This window comes from Sphingomonas kyeonggiensis, assembly GCF_014196745.1.
GTDB lineage: Bacteria > Pseudomonadota > Alphaproteobacteria > Sphingomonadales > Sphingomonadaceae > Sphingomonas > Sphingomonas kyeonggiensis.
On the sequence record NZ_JACIEH010000001.1, the window covers coordinates 532,607 to 553,864 of the forward strand.

A 21,258-nucleotide genomic window follows, 5' to 3' on the forward strand; every position below is an offset into this window, starting at 1 on the left:
AGGATTGAGAGATGCCCCGGCCCCTGAAGCTTGACCCTGACCGGCTGTTCCCGGCGGAGGAGAACACGCGGCGTATCGCGCGTGCGCTCTATGCCGAGGTGGCCGGGCTTCCGATCATCAGCCCGCATGGGCACACCGATCCGACCTGGTTCTCGACCAATGCCAACTGGTCGAACGCCACCGAGCTGCTGCTCTCGCCGGATCACTATATCTACCGCATGCTCTATTCGCAGGGCGTGGCACTCGACGATCTGTGCGTGCCGAGCAAGGCGGGCATGCCCGGGACTGATCCGCGCGAGGCGTGGCGGACCTTTGCCGAGCACACCTACCTCTTCCGCGGCACCCCTTCGGCGATGTGGCTGAGCCATGTGTTCGGCGAGGTGTTCGGCTTCGACGTGGCGCTCGATGCCTCCACCGCCGATCATTATTACGACACGATCAACGAGAAGCTGGCGACCGACGCGTTCAAGCCGCGGGCGCTGTTCGACCGCTTCAACATCGGCTTCCTCGCCACCACCGAGGGGCCGCAGGACGACCTGTCGCCGCACCATGCGATCCACAATAGCGGCTGGGAAGGCCGGGTGGTCACCACCTATCGCCCCGATGCGGTGATCGACGTCGAGCACGAGCAGTTCGCCGGCGCGATGAAGATCTTCGCCGAGAAGACCGGCGAGGACGTGTACAGCTGGGACGGCTATCTCGCCGCCCACCGCAAGCGTCGCGCCGATTTCCGCGCCGCCGGCGCCACCGCGACCGACCATGGCCACCCGACGGCCGCCACGGCGAACCTTTCCAAGGACGAGGCCGAGCGGCTGTTCCGCACGATCCTCTCCGATCGCTGGACCCCGCAGGATGCCGAGCTGTTCCGCGCCCAGATGCTGACCGAGATGGCGGCGATGAGCGTCGAGGACGGGATGGTGATGCAGATCCACCCGGGCTCGTTCCGCAATCACAATGGCGGGCTGTTCGAGAGCCATGGCCGCGACAAGGGCGCGGACATCCCGATGCGCACCGATTATGTGCACGCGCTCAAGCCGCTGCTCGACCGGTTCGGCACCTCGACCGATCTCTCGATCATTCTCTTCACGCTCGACGAGACCGTCTACGCCCGCGAGCTGGCGCCGCTGGCCGGCCATTATCCGTGCCTGAAGCTCGGCCCGAGCTGGTGGTTTCATGACTCGCCCGAGGGCATGCGCCGCTTCCGCGAGCAGGTGACCGAGACCGCCGGCTTCTACAACACCGTCGGCTTCAACGACGATACGCGCGCCTTCCTCTCGATCCCGGCGCGCCACGACGTCGCGCGGCGGATCGATTGCGGCTTCCTCGCGCGGCTGGTCGCCGAGGGGCGGCTGCTCGACTGGGAAGCGGCGGAGCTGGCGTACGAACTCACCAACGGGCTGGTGCGTGAAGCGTACAAGCTCGACCAACAAGCGCCGGCGCCCGTCGCCGCCGCAGCCTGATCCAACCAACGGAGTCATCCATGTTCGACCGTACCTATTATGCCACGCACCCCGACATGATGGAGTGCGTCTCGAACGAGGAGCTGCGTGACCGCTACCTGATCACGGACCTGTTCCGCGACGGCGAGGTCGTGCTGAACTACACCCATGCCGATCGCATGGTGATCGGCGGCGTCGCGGTGGCCAGCGGCTCGGTGAAGCTGCCCGACCAGACCGAGCCGGCCTCGGCCGCGGGTCATCCGTTCCTCGAGCGCCGCGAGCTGGCGGTGGTCAACATCAGCGGTGCCGAAGGCACCGTGACCGTGGATGGCGAGAGCTTCACGCTGGGCAACAAGGACTGCCTGTACGTGACGATGGGCGCCAAGGACGTGCAGTTCTCGGGCGACGGCGCGCGCTTCTATCTGGTCTCGTGCCCGGCGCATAAGGGCTTCCAGACCCGCAAGCTCGGCATCGCCGACGCCAACCGCCTCGATCGCGGCACGCTGGAGGAATCGAACGAGCGCTCGATCTACCAGCTCGTCATCCCCGGGGTGTGCGACAGCGCGCAGCTGGTGATGGGCCTGACCGTGCTCAAGCCGGGTTCGGTGTGGAACACCATGCCCCCGCACATCCATGAGCGTCGCAGCGAGATCTATCTCTACTTCGAGCTCGACGATCTCGCGAAGGACCGCGTGTTCCACTACATGGGCCAGGAGGATGCGCTGCGGCACATCGTGGTCCAGAACGAGGAAGCGGTGATCAGCCCGCCCTGGTCGGTTCATATGGGTTCGGGGACCAAGGCCTATGCCTTCATCTGGGCGATGGCGGGCGAGAACCAGGACTATACCGACATGAACGTGCTGGACATCTGCCAGCTGGTTTGATCGTCACCCCCGCGAAAGCGGGGGCCCATCTCCTACGCGATGATCTTGGTGCGACGGCGGGAGGTGGGTTCCCGCTTTCGCGGGAATGACGAGGTAAAATGACCAATCCTTTCGACCTCACTGGCCGCGTCGCGGTTGTCACCGGCGCCAATACCGGCATCGGCCAAGGCATCGCGCTGGCGCTCGCAGCGGCGGGCGCGGACGTTGCCGCCGTGGGCCGCACGCCGGCGCAGGAGACGGTGGAGAAGGTCCGTGCGCTGGGCCGCCGCGCCGAGATCATCTCGGCCGATCTCTCGACCATCGAGCCTGTGGGCAGGGTTGTGGATGAAGCTGTGGATAAGTTGGGCGGGCTGAACATCCTGGTCAACAATGCCGGCATCATCCGCCGCAACGACAGCCTCGATTTCACCGAGGAGGATTGGGATGCGGTGGTCGACACCAACCTCAAGTCGGTGTTCTTCCTGTGCCAGGCCGCGGGCAAGCACATGGTGGCCAATGGCGGCGGCAAGATCATCAACATCGCCTCGATGCTGACCTTCCAGGGCGGCATCCGCGTGCCGAGCTACACCGCGTCCAAGTCGGGCATTGGCGGGCTCACCAAGCTGCTCGCCAATGAGTGGGCGGCCAAGGGCATCAATGTGAACGCGATCGCCCCGGGCTATATCGCCACCAACAACACCGCGGCGCTGCAGGCCGACGAGACGCGCAACCGCCAGATCATGGAGCGCATCCCCGCCGGTCGCTGGGGTTCGCCCGAAGACATGGGCGGCGCGGCGGTGTTCCTCGCTTCCTCGGCGGCGGACTATGTCCAGGGCCATATCCTGGCGGTCGATGGCGGGTGGCTGGCGCGATGAGCATCGCCTTTTTCGGTGAGCTGATGCTGCGGCTCTCGCCTCCGGGGCGCGAACTGCTGCTCCAGACGCCGAAGCTCGAAGTGAATGTCGGCGGGGCCGAGGCGAATGTCGCTACCGGTCTCGCCTGCCTTGGCCATTCGGTGCGGATGATCTCCTCGGTGGCGGACAATCCGCTGGGTGGTGCCGTGATCGGCGAGTTGCGCCGGCGCGGGGTCGATACCTCGACGATCGCTTCCGAGCCCGGCCGGCTGGGCCTGTACTTCCTGACGCCTGGCGCCGGGCTGCGCGCGTCCGAGGTCGTCTATGACCGTGCCTACTCCGTGTTCGCCCAGCGGCCGGCGGAAAGCTGGGACTGGGACAAGCTGCTCGAAGGCGCCACGCGGCTGCACCTGTCGGGGATCACCCCGGCGCTCGGCCACAACACCGCCAGCGCTGCCATCGCTGCGGCCGAGGCGGCGAGCGCGAAGGGCATCCCGGTCTCGTTCGACGGCAATTACCGCGCGAAGCTGTGGGAGAGCTGGGACAGCGATCCCAGGGCGGTGCTGACGCAGCTGATCGGCCATGCCGACCTGTTGTTCGGCAACCACCGCGACATCTCGCTGCTGCTCGGGCGCGCATTCTCGGGCGACGGGCCCGATCGGCGGCGCGAGGCGGCGGAGGCGGCGTTCGCGGCCTTCCCGAAGCTGCAGACGATCGCCAACACCGCGCGCCATGTCGACGATGCCGACAGCCACCGCGTCTCGGCGCGGGTCGATACGCGTGCCGGCGGCTACCAGACCGACGAGATCCTGATTGCCGGCATCGTCGATCGCATCGGCGCGGGCGATGCCTTTGCGGCCGGCGTGCTGCACGGGCTGATCGAGAGCGGCGGCGATGCCAGGGTCGCGGCGCATGCCGGCCTGGCGCTCACGGCGCTCAAGCATTCGCTGCCGGGCGATGCGAGCCTGTTCACGCGTGCCGATCTGGCTGCGTTCGGCGAAGGCGGGCTCGACGTCCGCCGTTGAACCTCGCCCGATCCGAGGCGGGGATATTTGGGTCGGGAGAGAGTGATGCAGGTTTCGCGGCGTGGCGTGGTGGCGGGTGGCATGGCGCTGGCGGCGGCGCCGCTGATCGCGCGGGCGGCTTCGGGCGAAGCGGTGGTCGAGACACGGGCGGGGCGGTTCGAGGGCGACAGGCTCGACGGCGGCATGCTGCGCTTCCGTGGCATCCGCTACGGCAACGCGCCCCGTTTCCGCGCGCCGGTGCCGTTCGCGACGCCGGGAGTCAGCGTGCCGGCGCATGACTTCGGCGCGATCTGCCCCCAGGGGAAGGGCGGCCAGCCCGCTTCGGAGGACTGCCTGTTCCTCAACATCTGGACCCCCGGCGCCAATCCGGCCGCCAAGCGTCCGGTGATGCTCTACATCCATGGCGGCGCCTATTCGAACGGCACCGTCACCGTGCCGCTCAACGACGGAACGACGCTCGCCGCGACCGAGGATGTGGTGGTGGTGACGGTCAACCACCGGCTCAACGCGCTGGGCTATCTCTATCTCGCCCGGTTCGACCCGCGCTTTGCGGACAGCGGCAATCTCGGCCAGCTCGACCTGATCCTCGCGCTGCAATGGGTGCGGGACAATATCGCGGCGTTCGGCGGCGATCCCCGGCGTGTCTTCGTGTTCGGCCAGTCGGGCGGCGGCGCCAAGATCGCGACGCTGATGGGCATGCCGGCGGCCAAGGGCCTGTTCCACTCCGCCGCGACGATGAGCGGGCAGCAGGTCACCGCCTCGGGCCCGATCAACGCCACCAAGCGTGCCCAGGCCTATCTGGCAAAGCTGGGGGTGAAGGAGGAAAGCCTCCAGCCGCTGCTCGACATGCCGGTGGAGAAGCTGGTCGACGCGCTCGACGCGACCGATCCGATCCTGGGCGGCGGCGTCTATTTCGGGCCGGTGCTCGACATGAAGTGGCTCACTCGCCACCCGTTCTGGCCCGACGCGAATCCGCAGAGCCTGTCGATCCCGATGATCCTGGGCAACACCCATGACGAGACACGCGCCTTCATCGATCCCGGTTCGGCCAAGGTGAAGGGGCTGACCTGGGACAATGTCGCCGCGCGCATGGCGCCCGAACTGCGCATGGACCTGCTGCCCGAATGGGTGGTCGCCCGGTACCGAGAGCATTTCCCGTCGGACACGCCCGAGCAGCTCTTCTACCGCGCCACCACCGCCGGGCGGAGCTGGCCGGGCCAGTGGCTCGAGGCGGATGCGCGGGCCGCTGCGGGAGCGAAGGCCACCTGGGTCTATCAGGTCGATTTCCAGTCGCCGACCCAGCCCGGGCGTGGTGCGCCGCACACGATGGACATCGCGCTCGCCTTCGGGACGCTCGACGCGCCGGGCTCGTTCACCGGCACCGGGGCGGCGGCGCGGAAGCTTAGCGGGCAGGTGATGGGCGCCTTCGCGGCACTGGCCCGGACGGGACGGCCGGTGGCGAAGGGGCTGCCGGCCTGGGCGCCCTATACACTGCCCAACCGCGCGACGATGGTCTTCGACGTGCCCAGCCGGCTGGCCAATGACCCGCGCAAATGGGAGCGCGAGCTGTGGGGCAGGGTGCCGTACATCCAGCCTGGGAGCTGACGTCCTGATCGTAATCCTCGCGGACTAATCGTCATCTCCGCCCTCGCGGGGATGACTGCTGGAAGTATCTGACACCGGTTACCGAATTGCTGCGCACGCAAGCAGGTTTGTCTTTGTCTCGCGAGCCATTATGGTCGCGGGATGGAGAGAACCGGAAAGCCCACGATCAACGACGTCGCGCGTATCGCGGGCGTCTCGAAAAAGACCGTCAGCCGGGTGATCAACCGCTCGCCGCTGCTCAATAGCGACACGCGCGCCAAGGTGGAGCAGGTGATCGCGGACCTGGGTTATGTCCCCAATGTCCAGGCGCGCGCGCTGGCTTTGCGGCGCAACTTCCTGATCGGCCTGATCCACGACAATCCCAATGCCCAGATGGTGATGAACGTGCAGGCCGGCATGCTCGAGGCGATGCGCGACACCGAGTTCGAGCTGATCGTCCGCCCGATCGACCGCGGCAGCTCGACCATGCTCGAGGATGTCCGCAACTTCCTCGAGCGCCAGCGGCTCTACGGCGTGATGTTCCTGCCGCCGGTCTCGGAGAACGAGATGGTGGCGGAACTCTGCCGCGAGCTGGGCATCCGCTATGTCCGCATGGGCTCGGCGACGCTGGACAGCTCCGAGCACATGGTCGCCTCGAACGACAGCGAAGTGGTGACCGAGGCGGTGAACCACCTGATCGCGCTCGGCCATCGCCGCATCGGCCTGATCGCGGGGCCGCATGGCTTCCGCTCGGCCCGTGAGCGCAGGAAGGGCTTCGAGAACGCGCTGGAAGAGGCGGGGATCAAGCTGCCGCGCAGCCTGATCGCCGACGGCAACTACACGTTCGAGACCGGCCTGGCCGCCGCCGACCGGCTGCTCGACCTGTCGCCGCGCCCCACCGCGATCTTCGCTTCGAACGACGAGATGGCCGCCGCCACGCTCCACGCCGCGCGCCGGCGCGGGATGAGCGTGCCCGAGGACCTGTCGATCGTCGGCTTCGACGACACCGCCATCGCCTCGCACATCTGGCCGCCGCTCACCACGGTGCACTGGCCGATCATCTCGATGGCGCGATCGGCGGCGCTGAAGCTGCTCGCCGAGTTCTTCGGCGACGATGGCAGCGCCGTGGAGGAGCCGTCGCTCTTCCCCTCGACGCTGATCCACCGCGCCTCGGTCGCCCCGCCGCGCGAGGGGTAGCCTGCATTCCCCTCCCTTGCGGGGAGGGGAGGTGGAAGGGCGTGCCTAGGCTGGATTTGTGCGCTGCATAGCAGCATTTCCCCGATGTTGCTGAAATGCCGCAACGCCCGGAATGTGAAATTTTGTTCAATGACACCGGTTGACATCGGCGACTGGTAGCGTGATCAATAGGGTGAACAAGCGTGGCTGATACGCTTGCGCCCAAGCGGACGAGAAGATTCGCAAAGGGGGCGTGGGAGGGGGCAAGTCGCGACATGGCTGTAACTTGCGGAGCGACGGAGGTCGTTTTCCGAGATGCTGCGTCGCACCCTGATTCCAGGCTTCTCCGGGCGCATCGACCAGTGCTTGTCGATGAAAAGTCCTTGGGGAGGATAAGATGATTTCTACCGCTGACACTCTGGCGCTGCGCCGCGCCGCGCTCCGTGGCACGACTGCGCTCGGCGCGCTCGGCCTGGCGCTGCTGATGGCGACGCCGGCCTGGGCGCAGACCACCGAGGCTGCCGCCGCAGTCACCACCGCCGCCCAGGACGATCCGCAGGCACGGCCGCAGGACCAGACCGAGAGCGGCGATGCGATCGTTGTCACCGGTTTCCGCGCCTCGCTGGCCAACTCGGTCAACATCAAGCGCAACTCGAACCAGATCGTCGACGCGATCACTGCCGAGGACATTGCCGACTTCCCGGACGCGAACCTGGCGGAATCGATCCAGCGCCTGCCGGGCGTCTCGATCGACCGTGACAATGGCGAGGGCCGCACCATCACCGTGCGCGGTCTGGGCGGCGACTTCCAGGCGGTGCGCCTGAACGGCGCCGACGCCCAGAACGTCGCGGGCGGCAACCAGTCCGACGCCGGCGCCAACCGCTCGCGCGGTTTCGACTTCAACACCTTCGCCTCGGAGCTGTTCGGCGGCATCAAGGTGACCAAGTCGACTGCGGCCGAGAATGACGAGGGCTCGCTCGGCGCGATCATCGACCTGACCACCGGCCGCCCGCTCTCGTACAAGAAGAACCGCTTCGCCGTGGGCGCCGAGGCCGAGTATCGCGAGAACGGCAAGAAGTGGAACCCGCGCTTCACTGGCCTGGCATCGGTGCGGGTGACCGACAATTTCGGCATCCTGGTCTCCGGCGCCTACCAGAAGCAGGAACAGCAGATCGACGCCTATCGCCGCAACATCGGCGTGTTCGAATATGCCTATCGCAACTCGCAGATCGCCGGCATCACGCCGAACGTCTTCGGCTTCGCGCGGCCGAGCAACCAGGGCACCGGCGCGACCTTCGGCTCGGACCCGGCGGCCTATGCCACGGTCACGCCGACCACGATCATCCCGGGCCTGCCCTCGGTCGGTCGCCAGTATCTCGACTATGAGCGGATCGGCGCCACCGCCACCGCGCAGTGGAAGCCGGGTCCCGGCACCGAGATCACCGTCGACGGCGTCTTCTCGCGCTACGACCAGAACAGCAACAACACCGGCATCACGCCGATCGGCCTCAACCGCAACGGCACCAATGCCCGCGTCGTCAGCACCGGCACGGCCGGCCTGCGCGCGATCGGCACGACCAACGGCAATGCCGACCGCGTCGCGCTCTACGCGAACTGCGTGCCCAGCGCGATCATCGACTGCAACGGCGACCAGGCCGGCAACGGCGTCGGCCAGACGCCGCTCGCGGGCTATCTGAACAGCCTCAACCCCAACAACCTCAACCCGTTCGACTATTACAACAATCCGGCCTCGCCCGGGTACGTCGCGACGGCCAACCAGATCGGCTATTACAACGAGCTGCTCGGCCGCCCGAACACCAAGATCCGCCAGGCGCACGTCAACAGCGCCGGCCAGGCCGATTATCTCGTCCTCGACGACGTCGATTGGCGCAGCTTCGCCGACACCCAGTTCGGCCGCACCGACTTCAAGCAGGTGACGCTGAACGTCCACCAGGAGTTCGCGCCGGGCTTCTATGCCGATGCTACCGGTGGCTGGTCCAAGTCGGAATTCCGCGCCTATGGCCTGTTGGCGGAATTCAACGCGATCGACCGCGACGGCTATACCTTCGACGAACGCGCCGGTGGCAAGATGCCGGTGTTCAACCCGGGCTTCAACGTCGCCGACCCGAACAGCTGGACGCTGGTGAAGGGTCTCTCGACGATCCGCTACTTCACCAACACCGTCGACAACGAGTTCAAGGTGGCGCGGGTCAACTTCACCTATGAAGCGCTGCCCGAGATGTCGATCCGCTTCGGCGGCACGGCCAAGCAGTTCTCCTATGAAGGCGATCAGGGCCGCCGCAACCAGTCGATCGAGGCGATCAACCCGACGCTGGCGGAATCGAAGCTCAACATCACCGACCTGGGGCAGACCATCGGCTTCGGCCAGGGCCTGAACGTGACCCAGGGCACGCCGACCAGCTATTATGCGCCGGACATCCAGAAGTTCATCAATCAGTTCGGCATCAACTGCAATTGCGTGAACAAATGGGGCGACTATCGCGCCGTGGTCGACGGCCGCCAGAAGAGCGGCGTGACCGAGAATGACGTCTCGGGCTATTTCCAGGTCGACTACAACGTCAACCTGCTCGGTCGTCCGCTGCGCGGCAATGTCGGCCTGCGCGTCGCCAACACCCGCGTTTCGGGCTCGGGCAATGTCGGCGGTGCCGATGGCGTCGCCGGCCTGCCGGTGACCGCGAAGAACGAATATTGGGACTGGCTGCCCTCGATGAACGCGAACTGGGAAGTCGCCGACGACCTCCTGGTCCGCTTCGCCGCCTCCAAGGTGATGTCGCGTCCGCAGCTCTCCAGCCTGACGCCGGGCACCACCGCCTTCACCACCAGCCTGAACGCCAACGGCACCGCGCCGTCGCTGACGGTGGGCAATCCCTATCTCAACCCGTTCCGCGCGACCAATCTCGACCTGAGCGTCGAGAAGTATTTCGCCCATAACGGGCTGGTCGCGGTCAACCTGTTCAAGAAGACGATCGACAGCTTCCCGCAGCAGGTGGCGCTCGAGGCGCCGCTGGGCGCGGTGTTCGAGCCGGAAGTGTATCAGCAGGTGCTCGGCTTCATCACCAATGCCGCGCTGCTCAACTACACCACGGCGGGCGGCACCTGGGCCATCCGCCAGTTCAAGGACGCGCCGGGCGGCGACATCAAGGGCATCGAAGTCAATCTGCAGACCGACTTCTTCTTCCTGCCCGGCTTCCTGAAGCATTTCGGCGTGACCGCGAACTACACGCACATCGAATCGAGCCTGAGCTACCTGACCGGCACGGTGCTCAACACCAGCCAGACGGTGTCGGGCACGGCGGTGAACAGCTATGCCGAGGGGCCGTTCCTCAACACCTCGCCGGACGCGTTCAACGCGACGCTCTACTATGAGGACAGCAAGTTCTCGGCTCGCGTCTCGGGTTCGTGGCGCGCGCGCTACGTGAACCGCTTCCCGCTTTCGACCGGCACCTGCTCGGTGGGCACCACCACCGTCGGCGGCGGCCCCTGCAACTCGCCGGTGTTCGCGGACTTCGGCTATAACGAGGACCAGCTGAACATCGACTTCGCGCTGTCCTATGCGGTGACCGACTTCGCCAAGCTCTCGCTCGAGGGCCGCAACATGACCAATTCGCCGCAATACCGCACGATGTACGCGGCGAACCCGGTCTCGCAGACCTATGCCAGCACCGGGCGGATCATCACCGCGGGCCTGCGCATGTCCTTCTGACCTTCGGGGGGAGGGAGTGGGGCGGTGCCAATCGGCGCCGCTCCATTCTTCGCCCCGCGACGGGCACTATGTTGCTCACTGGCCGGCGCCAATGCCTCCTGGCGCCGGCCGTTTTGTGTGCGGATGGCCGTCATCCCGACGAAAGTCGGGATCTCAGGCGAGGGCGGGGATTGAGCCGCACGAGATCCCGGCTTTCGCCGGGATGACGATTGGGGGGAGGGGTGGGCTCAGATTTCCACCTGGCTGCCCAGCTCGACCACGCGGTTGGTCGGCAGCTTGAAGAACTCCATCGCGCTTTCCGCATTGCGGACCATCCAGGCGAACAGCTTCTCGCGCCAGATCGCCATGCCCGGCCGCGACGAGGCGATCAGCGTCTGGCGGGCGAGGAAATAGCTGGTCTCCATCGGCTTGAACGGCTCACCCGCCGCAGCGCCCAGCCCGCGCAGGGCGGCGGGGATGTCGACTTCGTCCATGAAGCCATAGTGCAGGACCACGCGGTAGAAGCCGGCGCCGAGCTGGGTCACCTGGTTGCGTGCTTCGGGCGCGACGTGCGGCACCTGCTCGATCGCCACGGTGAGGATCACCACGCGATCGTGCAGCACCTTGTTGTGCTTGAGGTTGTGGAGCAGCGCGGGCGGGATGTCGTCGGTGCTGGCGAGGAACACCGCGGTGCCGCCCACCCGCTGCACCGACTGGCCGGCGGACTGGATGAAGATCTCGATCGGCATCGCGCCTTCGTGCAATCGCGCGCGGACCAGCTTGCGCCCGGTCGCCCAGGTGGTGAGCAGGGTGAAGGCGATCGCGGCGACGAGCAGCGGGAACCAGCCGCCATCGGGGATCTTGGTGACGTTCGAGGCGAAATAGAGCCCGTCGATCAGCAGGAAGCCGCCGGTGACGAGGCCGGCCACCACCGGCGGCCATTTCCACACCGCGAAGGTCAGCACGCCCAGCATGCAGGCGGTGATGAACATCGTGCCGGTGACCGCGATGCCATAGGCCGCGGCGAGGTTGCTCGAGCTGCGGAAGCCGAGGACGAGCAGGATGACCATGACCAGCAGCAGCCAGTTGGCCAGCGGGACGTAGATCTGGCCGGCTGCCTTGGCGCTGGTGTGGAGGATGCGCAGGCGGGGCAGGAAACCGAGCTGGACGGCCTGTTGGGTGACCGAGAAGGCGCCCGAGATCACCGCTTGCGACGCGATCACCGTCGCCATGGTCGCGAGGATGACGAGGGGGAGGCGGGCCCAATCCGGCGCCAGCAGGAAGAACGGGTTCTCGACCGCTGCCGGGTGGCTGAGCAGCAGCGCCGACTGGCCGAGATAGTTGAGCATCAGGCAGGGGAAGGCGATGTAGAGCCAGGAGACCATGATCGCCTTGCGGCCGAAATGGCCCATATCGGCATAGAGCGCCTCGGCGCCGGTCACCGCCAGCACCACCGAGCCGAGCGCGAGGAAGGCGAGCATCGGATCGAGCAGGAAGAAGTTGAGCGCGTACCAGGGATTGAGCGCCCAGAGGATCTCGGGGTTCTTCGCGATGCCGAAGGCGCCGAGCACCGCGATCACCAGGAAGTAGAAGACCATCACCGGCCCGAACAGCCGGCCTACCCGCGCGGTGCCGTGCGACTGGATCGCGAACAGGCCGATCAGGATGACGATGCTGATCGGCAGCACCAGCTCGGACAGCGAGCTGTGCACCGTGGCGAGGCCCTCGACCGCCGATAGCACCGAGACGGCGGGGGTGATGATCGCGTCGCCGTAGAAGAGCGCGGTGGCGCTCACGCCCAGCGCGGCGATCCAGGGCGTCCAGCGCGTCTCGCCGAGCTTGCGCGAGATCAGCGCGAGCAGCGCCAGGCTGCCGCCTTCGCCCTTGTTGTCCGCGCGCAGGATGATGAAGACGTACTTGACCGTCACCACCAGCATCATCGTCCAGAAGACCAGCGAGAGCACCCCGAAGATGTGCGCTCGGTCCACCGCCAGCGGGTGGTGGCCGATGAAGCTTTCCTTGAGCGAATAGAGCGGCGAGGTGCCGATGTCGCCGAACACCACGCCGATCGCGCCTACCGCCAGGGTGCCGAGCCGATCCTGATGGCCGGGTTCGGCCGAGTGTGTGGTGTCCAAGGCGTAGCTTTCACTTCCGGCACCGCCCTCGGCGCCCTCGAACCCTCCTAGTATCCAGAGGTTCCCGCCCCAGCCAACGATTTTATGGAATCTTTATGGTGGGTACCAACTTCCCCGTGGAACCTTAACTCCCCCCCGGACCACATCGCCAGCCGACAATGTGGGAGTCTGACCGTGGGTTTGTCGTTGCGTCATCTGGAGGAAGGAACCGGCGGCTGGCGCGCCCAGCTCGGTCTCCGGCTGGGCGGCGTGCTGCTGCTCGGTGCCTGCGCGCTCGCGGTGTGGGCGCTGGTCGTCTCGATGCACCGCCCGCCCGAGCACAGCGCCAGCCCGGCCGAGTTCGGCGAGGCAGTCTCCTCCGTCGCGGCCTGGATGCTGGGCTGGGCGCTGCTGATCGAGGGGCCGGGCTTGTTCCGCCTGATCCCGGTGCCGCCCCGCCATATCCGCTTCGACAAGTCGCGCTTCGATACATCCCATTCGAAATAGGGAAGAAAACCATGAACGACCTGATCTGGCTGGGGGCACTCGCAGGGCTGGTCCTGCTCACCCTCGGCTTCGTCCGCCTCTGCGACCAGGCCTGAGGAGAACCGCCATGCCGCTGCCGCTCATCCTCGCCGGGCTCACCGCTTTGGGCCTGCTCCTCTACCTCGTGGCCGTGCTCGTCCGGCCCGAGCGCTTCTGATCGGAAATCTCCATGACCGTCCAAGGCTGGATGCTGATCCTCGTCTTCACCCTCATCCTCGTCGCGCTGGCAAAGCCGATGGGGCTCTGGCTGTTCGCCATCTATGAGGGGCGGCGCACGCCGCTCCACACCGTGCTCGGCCCCGTCGAGCGCGGCTTCTACAAGCTCGCGGGCGTCGACCCGAATGCCGAGCAGGGCTGGCGCCGCTACGCGCTGCACATGCTGGCCTTCCAGATCGCGACCTTCGCGTTCACCTACTTCATCTTGCGCTTCCAGGACCTGCTGCCGCTCAATCCGCGCGGGCTGGCCGGCCAGTCGCCCGACCTCGCCTTCAACACTGCGGTGAGCTTCGTCGCCAACACCAACTGGCAGAGCTATTCGGGCGAGACCCTGTCGATCCTGAGCAACATGCTCGGCCTCGCCATCCACAACTTCCTGTCGGCGGCGACCGGCATCGCGATCGCCTTCGCGCTGTTCCGCGGCTTCGCCCGGCGCCAGGCGAACGGCATCGGCAATTTCTGGGCCGACATGACCCGGGTGACGCTCTACGTCCTGCTGCCGATCTGCGTGGTCTATGCGACCTATCTGATCGCCAGCGGCGTGCCGCAGACCTTCATGACCTCGGTCGACGCGACGACGCTGGAAGGCGCCAAGCAGACCATCCTGATGGGTCCGGTGGCTAGCCAGGAAGCGATCAAGATGCTCGGCACCAACGGTGGCGGCTTCTTCAACGTCAATTCGGCGCATCCGTTCGAGAATCCGAGCGCGCTGACCAACTTCTTCCAGATGCTGTCGATCCTCGTGATCGGCGTCGGCCTGACCTATACCTTCGGCAAGGCCGTGGGGAACACGCGTCAGGGCTGGGCGATCCTCGCCGCGATGCTGACGCTGTTCGTCGCCGGCACCGCCGTCACCTATTGGCAGGAAGCCGCGGGCAACCCGATGCTCCACCAGCTGGGCCTCGCCGGCGGCAGCATGGAGGGCAAGGAAGTCCGCTTCGGCATCGCCGCCAGCGCGCTGTTCAGCGTGGTGACCACGGCGGCCTCGTGCGGCGCGGTCAATGCGATGCACGACAGCCTGACCCCGCTGGGCGGCCTGATCCCGCTGTTCAACATGCAGCTCGGCGAAGTCGTGATCGGCGGCGTTGGTGCCGGCATCTACGGCTTCCTGCTCTTCGCCATCCTCGCGGTGTTCGTCGCGGGCCTGATGGTCGGCCGCACGCCGGAATATGTCGGCAAGAAGATCGAGAGCCGCGAGGTCAAGCTCGCCGTCCTCGCCATCGCGGTGCTGCCGCTGATGATCCTGGGCTGTACCGCGCTCGCCTCGGTTCTGCCGGCCGGCCTTGCGGGTCCGCTCAACAAGGGGCCGCACGGCTTCAGCGAGATCCTCTACGCCTTCACGTCCGCGACGGCCAATAACGGCTCGGCCTTTGCCGGCCTGACCGCCAACACGCCCTTCTACAACGGGCTGCTCGGCGTGGCGATGTGGATCGGCCGCTTCTTCATCATCGTGCCCGTGCTCGCCATCGCCGGCAGCCTGGCCGCGAAGAAGGTGCACCCGGAAAGCGCGGGCTCGTTCCCGACGACCGGCCTGCTCTGGATCGGCCTGCTCGTCGGCATCATCCTGGTCCTGGGCGGACTCACGTTCCTTCCCAGCCTCGCGCTCGGTCCCATCGCCGATCATCTCGCGATGATCCACGGCCAGCTCTTCTGAGGTCCAATTCCATGACGACCGCAACCATGTTCAAACCGTCCCTGATCGGCCCTGCCATCGGCGACGCGTTCAAGAAGCTCGATCCGCGCCAGCTGGTGAAGAACCCCGTGCTCTTTACCACCGCGGTGGTGGCCCTCCTGCTCACCGTGCTGCTGTTCATCGGCGGCACCAACCTCTCCATGGCCTTCCAGATCCAGCTGATCGTGTGGCTGTGGCTGACCGTCCTCTTCGGCACCTTTGCCGAGGCGCTGGCGGAAGGCAGGGGCCGCGCCCAGGCCGCCTCGCTGCGCGCCACCAAGTCCGAGCTGACCGCCCGCCTGCCGAACGGCAAGACGGTTCCGGCCTCCCAGCTCAAGAAGGGTGATACCGTCCTCGTCCACACCGGGGACCTGATCCCGGCGGACGGCGAGGTCATCGAAGGCGTCGCCTCGGTCAACGAAAGCGCGATCACCGGCGAAAGCGCGCCGGTGATCCGCGAGGCGGGCGGCGACCGTTCTGCAGTGACCGCCGGCACCCGGGTGATCTCGGACCAGATCAAGGTCCGCATCACCCAGGAGCCGGGCCAGGGCTTCCTCGATCGCATGATCGCGCTGGTCGAAGGTGCCGAGCGCCAGAAGACCCCGAACGAGATCGCGCTGACGATCCTGCTCGTCGGCCTGACGATCATCTTCCTGATCGCCGTCTCGACCATCCCAGGCTTCGCCTCCTATGCCGGCGGCCAGGTGCCGGTGGCGATCCTCGCCGCGCTGCTGATCACCCTGATCCCGACCACGATCGCGGCTTTGCTTTCGGCGATCGGCATTGCCGGCATGGACCGTCTCGTCCGCTTCAACGTGCTCGCCAAGTCGGGCCGTGCGGTGGAAGCCGCGGGCGACATCGACGTGCTGCTGCTCGACAAGACAGGCACGATCACGATCGGCGACCGCGCCGCGAGCGACTTCCGTCCGCTGGGCGGCGTCACCACCGACGAGCTGGCGCGTGCCGCCCTGCTCGCCAGCCTGGCCGACGAGACGCCCGAGGGCCGCTCCGTCGTCACGCTCGCCCAGGGCAAGTACGCGGTGGATATTCGCGAGCTGCCCAAGACGGCGGAGATCATCGCCTTCACTGCCCAGACCCGCATCTCGGGCGTACGCATCGGCACCACGCTGATCCAGAAGGGTGCGGTCGACGCGGTCCTGCGCGCCCATCCGGGCGTGGGCGACACCGCGGTGGCGACCGACATGCGCCGCGTTGCCGAGGAGATCGCGCGCCAGGGCCAGACTCCGCTCGCGGTGGCCGAGGACGGCCGGCTGCTCGGCGTGATCGCGCTCAAGGACGTGGTGAAGGCCGGTGTGCGCGAGCGGTTCGGCGAGCTGCGCCGGATGGGCATCCGCACGGTGATGATCACCGGCGACAACCCGCTGACCGCCGCGGCGATCGCCGCCGAGGCCGGGGTGGACGACTTCCTCGCGGAAGCCACGCCGGAGGACAAGCTCGCGCTGATCCGCAAGGAGCAGCAGGGCGGTCGCTTGGTCGCGATGTGCGGCGACGGCACCAACGACGCCCCGGCGCTCGCCCAGTCGGACGTCGGCGTGGCGATGAACACCGGCACCCAGGCTGCGCGCGAGGCGGGCAACATGGTCGATCTCGACAGCGATCCGACCAAGCTCATCGAGATCGTGGGCCTGGGCAAGCAGCTGCTGATGACGCGCGGCGCGCTGACCACCTTCTCGGTGGCCAACGACATCGCCAAGTATTTCGCGATCATCCCGGCGATGTTCATCGTGCTCTACCCGTCGCTCGGCGTGCTCAACGTGATGCAGCTGGCGAGCCCGCAGAGCGCGATCCTGTCGGCGATCATCTTCAACGCGCTGATCATCCCGGCACTGGTGCCGCTGGCGCTGAAGGGCGTGAAATATCGTCCGATCGGTGCCGGGCCGCTGCTCGCCCGGAACCTCGCGATCTACGGCCTGGGCGGCGTGCTCGCCCCGTTCGTCGGGATCAAGCTGATCGATCTGGTCGTGGCGGGGCTGCACCTCGCCTGACCCGAACTCCCCTCCCGCGCGAGCCGGAGGGGCTGGGGGAGGGCCTGTCCCCACCTCTCGTCACAGGCCCTCTCCCGACCCCTCCCGCCCAGGCGGGAGGGGAGAAGAAGGAAGAACCAAGATGTTGAAAGACTTCACCACCGCCCTTCGTCCGGCAATCGTCCTGACGATCCTGTTCGCAGCCCTGCTCGGCATCGCCTATCCGGCGGCGCTCACCGGCATCGGCACCGTCGCCTTCCCGCACCAGGCGGGCGGCAGCCTGATCGTCGAGAACGGCCAGGTCCGCGGTTCCGAGCTGCTCGGCCAGAACTTCGCCGCCCCCGGCTATTTCCACGGCCGCCCCTCGGCCGCCGGCGCCGACGGCAACGACCCGACCGCATCCTCCGGCTCCAATCTCGGCCCGACCTCCCAGGCGCTGCACGACCGTGTCGCCAAGGACGTCGCGGCGCTCCGCACTACACCAGGAAGTTCGGTTCCCGCCGATCTGGTGACCACCTCCGCCTCGGGGCTCGACCCTGAAATCAGCCCCGAGGCGGCCTTTTTCCAGGTGGAGCGCGTCGCCAAGGCGCGCGGCGTGAGCGGGGACAAGGTGCGGCATATCGTCGAGACGCATGTCGAGCAGCCGCTGCTCGGCTTCCTCGGTGAGCGGCGCGTCAATGTGCTCGCGCTCAATCGCGACCTCGACAAGCAGGCTCCCCAGGGCGCAAAAGCCGCCGAGTGAGCGACGCCGAACAACGACCCGATCCCGATGCTCTTCTGCGCGCCGCCGCGCAGGAGGGCGTCGGCCGCCTGAAGGTATTTCTCGGCGCCGCGCCAGGGGTCGGCAAGACCTATGAGATGCTCACCGAGGCCGCGGCGCGGCGCAAGGCGGGCGTCGACGTCGTCATCGGCGTGGTCGAGACGCATGGCCGCGTCGAGACCGAGGCGCTGGTGCACGGTCTCGAGATCGTGCCGCGCCGGCCGGTGGAATATCACGGCCGCAGCATCGCCGAGATGGACATCGACGCGATCCTTGCCCGCATGCCGCAGCTGGTGCTGGTCGACGAGCTCGCCCACACCAATGCGCCCGGCAGCCGGCACGACAAGCGCTACCAGGATGTCGAGGAGCTGCTCGCCGCGGGGATCGACGTCTATTCGACGGTCAACATCCAGCACATCGAGAGCCTGAACGACGTCGTCGCCAGCTTCACCAAGGTGCGGGTGCGCGAGACGGTGCCGGACCGCGTGCTCGAGCTGGCGGACATCGAGATCGTCGACCTGCCGCCCGACGAGCTGATCGAGCGGCTGCGCGAGGGCAAGGTCTATGTGCCCGAGGAAGCGACGCGGGCGCTCGGGCATTTCTTCTCCAAGTCGAACCTGACCGCGCTGCGCGAACTCGCCCTGCGGCGCGCGGCCCAGGCGGTCGACGCGCAGATGCTCGATTACCTGCGCACCCATGCGCTGGCGGGCACCTGGGCGGCGAGCGAGCGGCTGGTGGTGGCGGTGAGCGAGCTGCCCGGCTCGGCCGAGCTGGTCCGTGCCGCCAAGCGCATCGCCGACGGGCTGCGCGCGCCCTGGACCGCGGTGCACATCGAGACGCCGCGCACCGCCCGGCTCAGCGACGCCGACAATGCCCAGGTCGCCGCCTCGCTCCATCTCGCCAGCCAGCTTGGCGGGCAGGTGGCGACGGTGCCGGCGGAATCGGTGATCGAGGGATTGAAGCGCTTCACGATCGAGGCGCGGGCGACGCAGCTGATCGTCGGCAAGTCGGCGCGCTCGCGCTGGTTCGAGCTGCGCCACGGATCGGTGGTCGACCAGCTGGTGCGCGGGACGCCCGGCGTCGCGGTGCACGTGCTGCCGATGGTGGAGGCGCCCAAGCCCGTCGCCGGGCATCGCCGGCCGGCGGGGCAATGGGGCTCGCCCACCGAATATGCCGCGTCGCTCGGGTTGGTGGCGGCGGTCACCCTGCTCGGCGCGACGATCTTCTCGCTCGGCAACATCACCAATATCGGGCTGCTCTACCTGCTGCCGGTGATGGTCGCGGCGACGCGCTACGGCGTGCGCGCGGGCGTGGTGACCGGGCTGATCTCGTCGCTCGCCTATAATTTCTTCTTCATCCCGCCGACCCACACCTTCACCATCCAGGACCCGCAGAACATCATCACCGTGCTGGTGCTGATGGGGGTGGCGGTGGTCTCCAGCCAGCTCGCCGCGCGGGTGCGCGCCCAGGCCGAGCTGGCCCAGCGTAGCGCGGCGCAGAACTCCACGCTCGCCGGCTTCGCGCGGCTGCTCACCGCGGTGAGCACGCAGGAGGATCTGGGGCAGACGCTGTGCGCGGAAGTGGCGCGGCTGCTCGATGTCAGCACGGTGCTGCTGCTCCCCCAGCGGAGCCAGTTGACCCTTAGCGCGGCCTATCCGCCCGAGGACCGATTGGAGATGATCGAGCAGGCGGCGGCGCAATGGTCGTTCGATCACAACAGCCCGGCCGGGCGCGGATCGGACACGCTCACCGCGTCGGAATGGCTGTTCCACCCGCTTGCCGCCGGCGGGCGGGCGCTGGGGGTGTTCGGCGTGGCGCGGATCGATGCGGGCAACCCGCTGCGATCGGACCAGCTGCCGCTGCTGCTCAGCCTGCTCGACCAGGCCGCGCTCGCCTTCGAGCGGATCGCGCTGGAGAGCGAGATGGCGACGGTCACCCAGCTCAAGGAGCGCGACCGGCTGCGGGCGGCGCTGCTCTCCTCGGTGAGCCACGACTTGCGCACGCCGCTGACCACGATCCTGGGCATGCTGGGCGAGATGCAGCCGGTGGGTGAGGGGCAGGGCGAGCAGCTCGCTGCCGCCCGGGCCGAGGCGGAGCGGCTCAACCGCTTCGTCGCCAACCTGCTCGACATGGTGCGGATCGAGGCAGGGGCGCTGCACCAGTCGATCGAGCCGGTCGACCTGGCCGAGGCGGTCGCCGCCGCGGTGCACGACCTGCGGCGCGTGCTCGAGGATCATCCGGTGCAGCTCGACGTCTCGCCCGAGCTGCCCTTCGTCTCGCTCGACCCGCAGCTATTCCACCACTGCCTGATCAACCTGATCGAGAATGCCGGGAAATATGGCGATCCGGGTTCGCCGATCACGATCGCCGCGCGCCGCCAGCCGGGCAGCATGACACTGAGCGTGATGGACGAAGGTCCCGGCCTTCCGCCCGGCGACGAGACGCGGATCTTCGAGACCTTCACCCGGATCGAGGGATCGGACCGCAAGGGCGGCACCGGACTGGGGCTCGCCATCGTCAAGGGTTTCGCCGAGGCGATGGGGCTGAGCGTCTCCGCCGCCAACCGCCATGATCCCGCGGGGGCGATTTTCACGATACGGTTTCCGGAGGCGCTGTTGCGCAAGATGAGTGCGAGCGATGAGTAACCAGGCGAAGATCCTCGTCGTCGATGACGAGCCGGCGATCCGGCGGCTGCTGAGCGCCGGACTGACCCGCGTCGGCTACCGGGTGGTCGAGGCCGGCAGCGCGCGCGACGCGCTGACCGCGGTGCAGATCGACAAGCCCGAGGCGGTGCTGCTCGACCTGGGCCTGCCCGACCGCGACGGGCTTGAGCTGGTGCCTTTGCTCAAGGCGGCGGGGGCATCGGTGCTGGTCGTCTCCGCCCGCGACGCGACCGAGCAGAAGGTCACCGCGCTCGACCTGGGTGCCGACGACTACGTCACCAAGCCGTTCGACACCGAGGAAGTGCTCGCCCGCATCCGCACCGCGCTGCGCCACCGCTTGTCCGCCGAGGCCGAGATGCCAGTGGTGCGGATCGGCGCGATCGAGATCGACCTGGGCGCGCGGCTGGTGCGCAAGGGCGGGGAGGAGGTGCATTTGACCCCCAAGGAGTTCGGCTTCCTCGCCGAGCTGGCCAAGCACCCCGGCAAGGTGGTGACGCACAGCCAACTGCTCCGCACCGTCTGGGGCCCGGGGCACGAGCGCGACGTGGAGTATCTGCGGGTGGCGGCGCGGGGCGTGCGCCGCAAGCTTGAGGACGATCCCGCCATGCCCTCGGCGATCCGCAACGAGCCGGGGGTGGGATACCGCCTGATGGCGTGA

Annotated in this window: 15 protein-coding genes; 14 read left to right on the forward strand and 1 reads right to left on the reverse strand. The window is 67.5% G+C overall.

Annotated features, from left to right (window positions below):
- Positions 1-11 precede the first annotated feature (11 nt).
- From uxaC to GGR46_RS02635, 7 genes are all read left to right on the forward strand, one after another.
- Positions 12-1,460 (forward strand): glucuronate isomerase, encoded by a 1,449-nt coding sequence (gene uxaC / locus GGR46_RS02605; RefSeq protein ID WP_183994293.1) that lies wholly within the window; start codon positions 12-14, stop codon positions 1,458-1,460.
- 20 nt (positions 1,461-1,480) lie between these two features.
- Positions 1,481-2,323, forward strand: a complete 843-nt coding sequence (kduI, locus tag GGR46_RS02610; protein WP_183994295.1) for a 5-dehydro-4-deoxy-D-glucuronate isomerase — start codon at positions 1,481-1,483, stop codon at positions 2,321-2,323.
- Between the two features lie 98 nt (positions 2,324-2,421).
- Positions 2,422-3,177, forward strand: coding sequence for a 2-dehydro-3-deoxy-D-gluconate 5-dehydrogenase KduD (gene kduD / locus GGR46_RS02615; protein ID WP_183994297.1), 756 nt, complete (start codon positions 2,422-2,424; stop codon positions 3,175-3,177).
- Positions 3,174-4,181: a sugar kinase gene (locus GGR46_RS02620; protein WP_183994299.1), complete on the forward strand. Its 1,008-nt coding sequence runs from the start codon at positions 3,174-3,176 to the stop codon at positions 4,179-4,181. The genes kduD and GGR46_RS02620 overlap by 4 nt, the downstream gene beginning before the upstream one ends.
- Positions 4,182-4,226: 45 nt before the next feature.
- Positions 4,227-5,786 (forward strand): carboxylesterase/lipase family protein, encoded by a 1,560-nt coding sequence (locus GGR46_RS02625; RefSeq protein ID WP_183994301.1) that lies wholly within the window; start codon positions 4,227-4,229, stop codon positions 5,784-5,786.
- 141 nt (positions 5,787-5,927) lie between these two features.
- A complete protein-coding gene (locus GGR46_RS02630; RefSeq protein WP_183994303.1) occupies positions 5,928-6,962 on the forward strand; it encodes a LacI family DNA-binding transcriptional regulator in 1,035 nt (344 codons plus the stop codon).
- A gap of 376 nt (positions 6,963-7,338) precedes the next feature.
- On the forward strand, positions 7,339-10,665 hold the full coding sequence (locus tag GGR46_RS02635) for a TonB-dependent receptor domain-containing protein (protein ID WP_183994305.1): 3,327 nt from the start codon (positions 7,339-7,341) through the stop codon (positions 10,663-10,665).
- Positions 10,666-10,892: 227 nt separating this feature from the next.
- Here the strand turns inward: GGR46_RS02635 and GGR46_RS02640 are convergent, their stop codons facing one another.
- Entirely contained in the window at positions 10,893-12,779 is a 1,887-nt protein-coding gene (locus GGR46_RS02640) for a potassium transporter Kup (protein WP_246425876.1), read from the reverse strand.
- Positions 12,780-12,953: 174 nt separating this feature from the next.
- Here GGR46_RS02640 and GGR46_RS02645 point away from each other — a divergent pair, with 174 nt between their 5' ends.
- The 7 genes from GGR46_RS02645 (at position 12,954) to GGR46_RS02675 (ending at position 21,258) form a co-directional block, all read left to right on the forward strand.
- On the forward strand, positions 12,954-13,265 hold the full coding sequence (locus GGR46_RS02645; RefSeq protein WP_183994307.1) for a hypothetical protein: 312 nt from the start codon (positions 12,954-12,956) through the stop codon (positions 13,263-13,265).
- A gap of 106 nt (positions 13,266-13,371) precedes the next feature.
- Positions 13,372-13,461 (forward strand): potassium-transporting ATPase subunit F, encoded by a 90-nt coding sequence (locus GGR46_RS02650; RefSeq protein ID WP_183994309.1) that lies wholly within the window; start codon positions 13,372-13,374, stop codon positions 13,459-13,461.
- Between the two features lie 12 nt (positions 13,462-13,473).
- Positions 13,474-15,174: a potassium-transporting ATPase subunit KdpA gene (kdpA, locus tag GGR46_RS02655; RefSeq protein ID WP_183994311.1), complete on the forward strand. Its 1,701-nt coding sequence runs from the start codon at positions 13,474-13,476 to the stop codon at positions 15,172-15,174.
- Between the two features lie 11 nt (positions 15,175-15,185).
- On the forward strand, positions 15,186-17,198 hold the full coding sequence (gene kdpB / locus GGR46_RS02660) for a potassium-transporting ATPase subunit KdpB (protein ID WP_183994313.1): 2,013 nt from the start codon (positions 15,186-15,188) through the stop codon (positions 17,196-17,198).
- Positions 17,199-17,319: 121 nt separating this feature from the next.
- Complete coding sequence (gene kdpC / locus GGR46_RS02665; protein ID WP_183994314.1) at positions 17,320-17,919, forward strand: potassium-transporting ATPase subunit KdpC; 600 nt, start codon at positions 17,320-17,322, stop codon at positions 17,917-17,919.
- A complete protein-coding gene (locus GGR46_RS02670) occupies positions 17,916-20,582 on the forward strand; it encodes a DUF4118 domain-containing protein (protein WP_183994316.1) in 2,667 nt (888 codons plus the stop codon). The genes kdpC and GGR46_RS02670 overlap by 4 nt, the downstream gene beginning before the upstream one ends.
- Positions 20,575-21,258: a response regulator gene (locus GGR46_RS02675; protein ID WP_183994318.1), complete on the forward strand. Its 684-nt coding sequence runs from the start codon at positions 20,575-20,577 to the stop codon at positions 21,256-21,258. Before GGR46_RS02670 ends, GGR46_RS02675 begins: the two co-directional genes overlap by 8 nt.

Excerpts from the sequence above, each read along its gene's own strand:
- GGR46_RS02630 (WP_183994303.1), top strand. The coding sequence starts at position 5,928 with ATGGAGAGAACCGGAAAGCCCACGATCAACGACGTCGCGCGTATCGCG.
- GGR46_RS02625 (WP_183994301.1), top strand. The coding sequence starts at position 4,227 with ATGCAGGTTTCGCGGCGTGGCGTGGTGGCGGGTGGCATGGCGCTGGCG.
- kdpB (WP_183994313.1), top strand. The coding sequence starts at position 15,186 with ATGACGACCGCAACCATGTTCAAACCGTCCCTGATCGGCCCTGCCATC.
- kdpA (WP_183994311.1), top strand. The coding sequence starts at position 13,474 with ATGACCGTCCAAGGCTGGATGCTGATCCTCGTCTTCACCCTCATCCTC.
- GGR46_RS02635 (WP_183994305.1), top strand. The coding sequence starts at position 7,339 with ATGATTTCTACCGCTGACACTCTGGCGCTGCGCCGCGCCGCGCTCCGT.
- kduD (WP_183994297.1), top strand. The coding sequence starts at position 2,422 with ATGACCAATCCTTTCGACCTCACTGGCCGCGTCGCGGTTGTCACCGGC.
- kduI (WP_183994295.1), top strand. The coding sequence starts at position 1,481 with ATGTTCGACCGTACCTATTATGCCACGCACCCCGACATGATGGAGTGC.
- GGR46_RS02620 (WP_183994299.1), top strand. The coding sequence starts at position 3,174 with ATGAGCATCGCCTTTTTCGGTGAGCTGATGCTGCGGCTCTCGCCTCCG.
- kdpC (WP_183994314.1), top strand. The coding sequence starts at position 17,320 with ATGTTGAAAGACTTCACCACCGCCCTTCGTCCGGCAATCGTCCTGACG.
- GGR46_RS02675 (WP_183994318.1), top strand. The coding sequence starts at position 20,575 with ATGAGTAACCAGGCGAAGATCCTCGTCGTCGATGACGAGCCGGCGATC.
- uxaC (WP_183994293.1), top strand. The coding sequence starts at position 12 with ATGCCCCGGCCCCTGAAGCTTGACCCTGACCGGCTGTTCCCGGCGGAG.
- GGR46_RS02650 (WP_183994309.1), top strand. The coding sequence starts at position 13,372 with ATGCCGCTGCCGCTCATCCTCGCCGGGCTCACCGCTTTGGGCCTGCTC.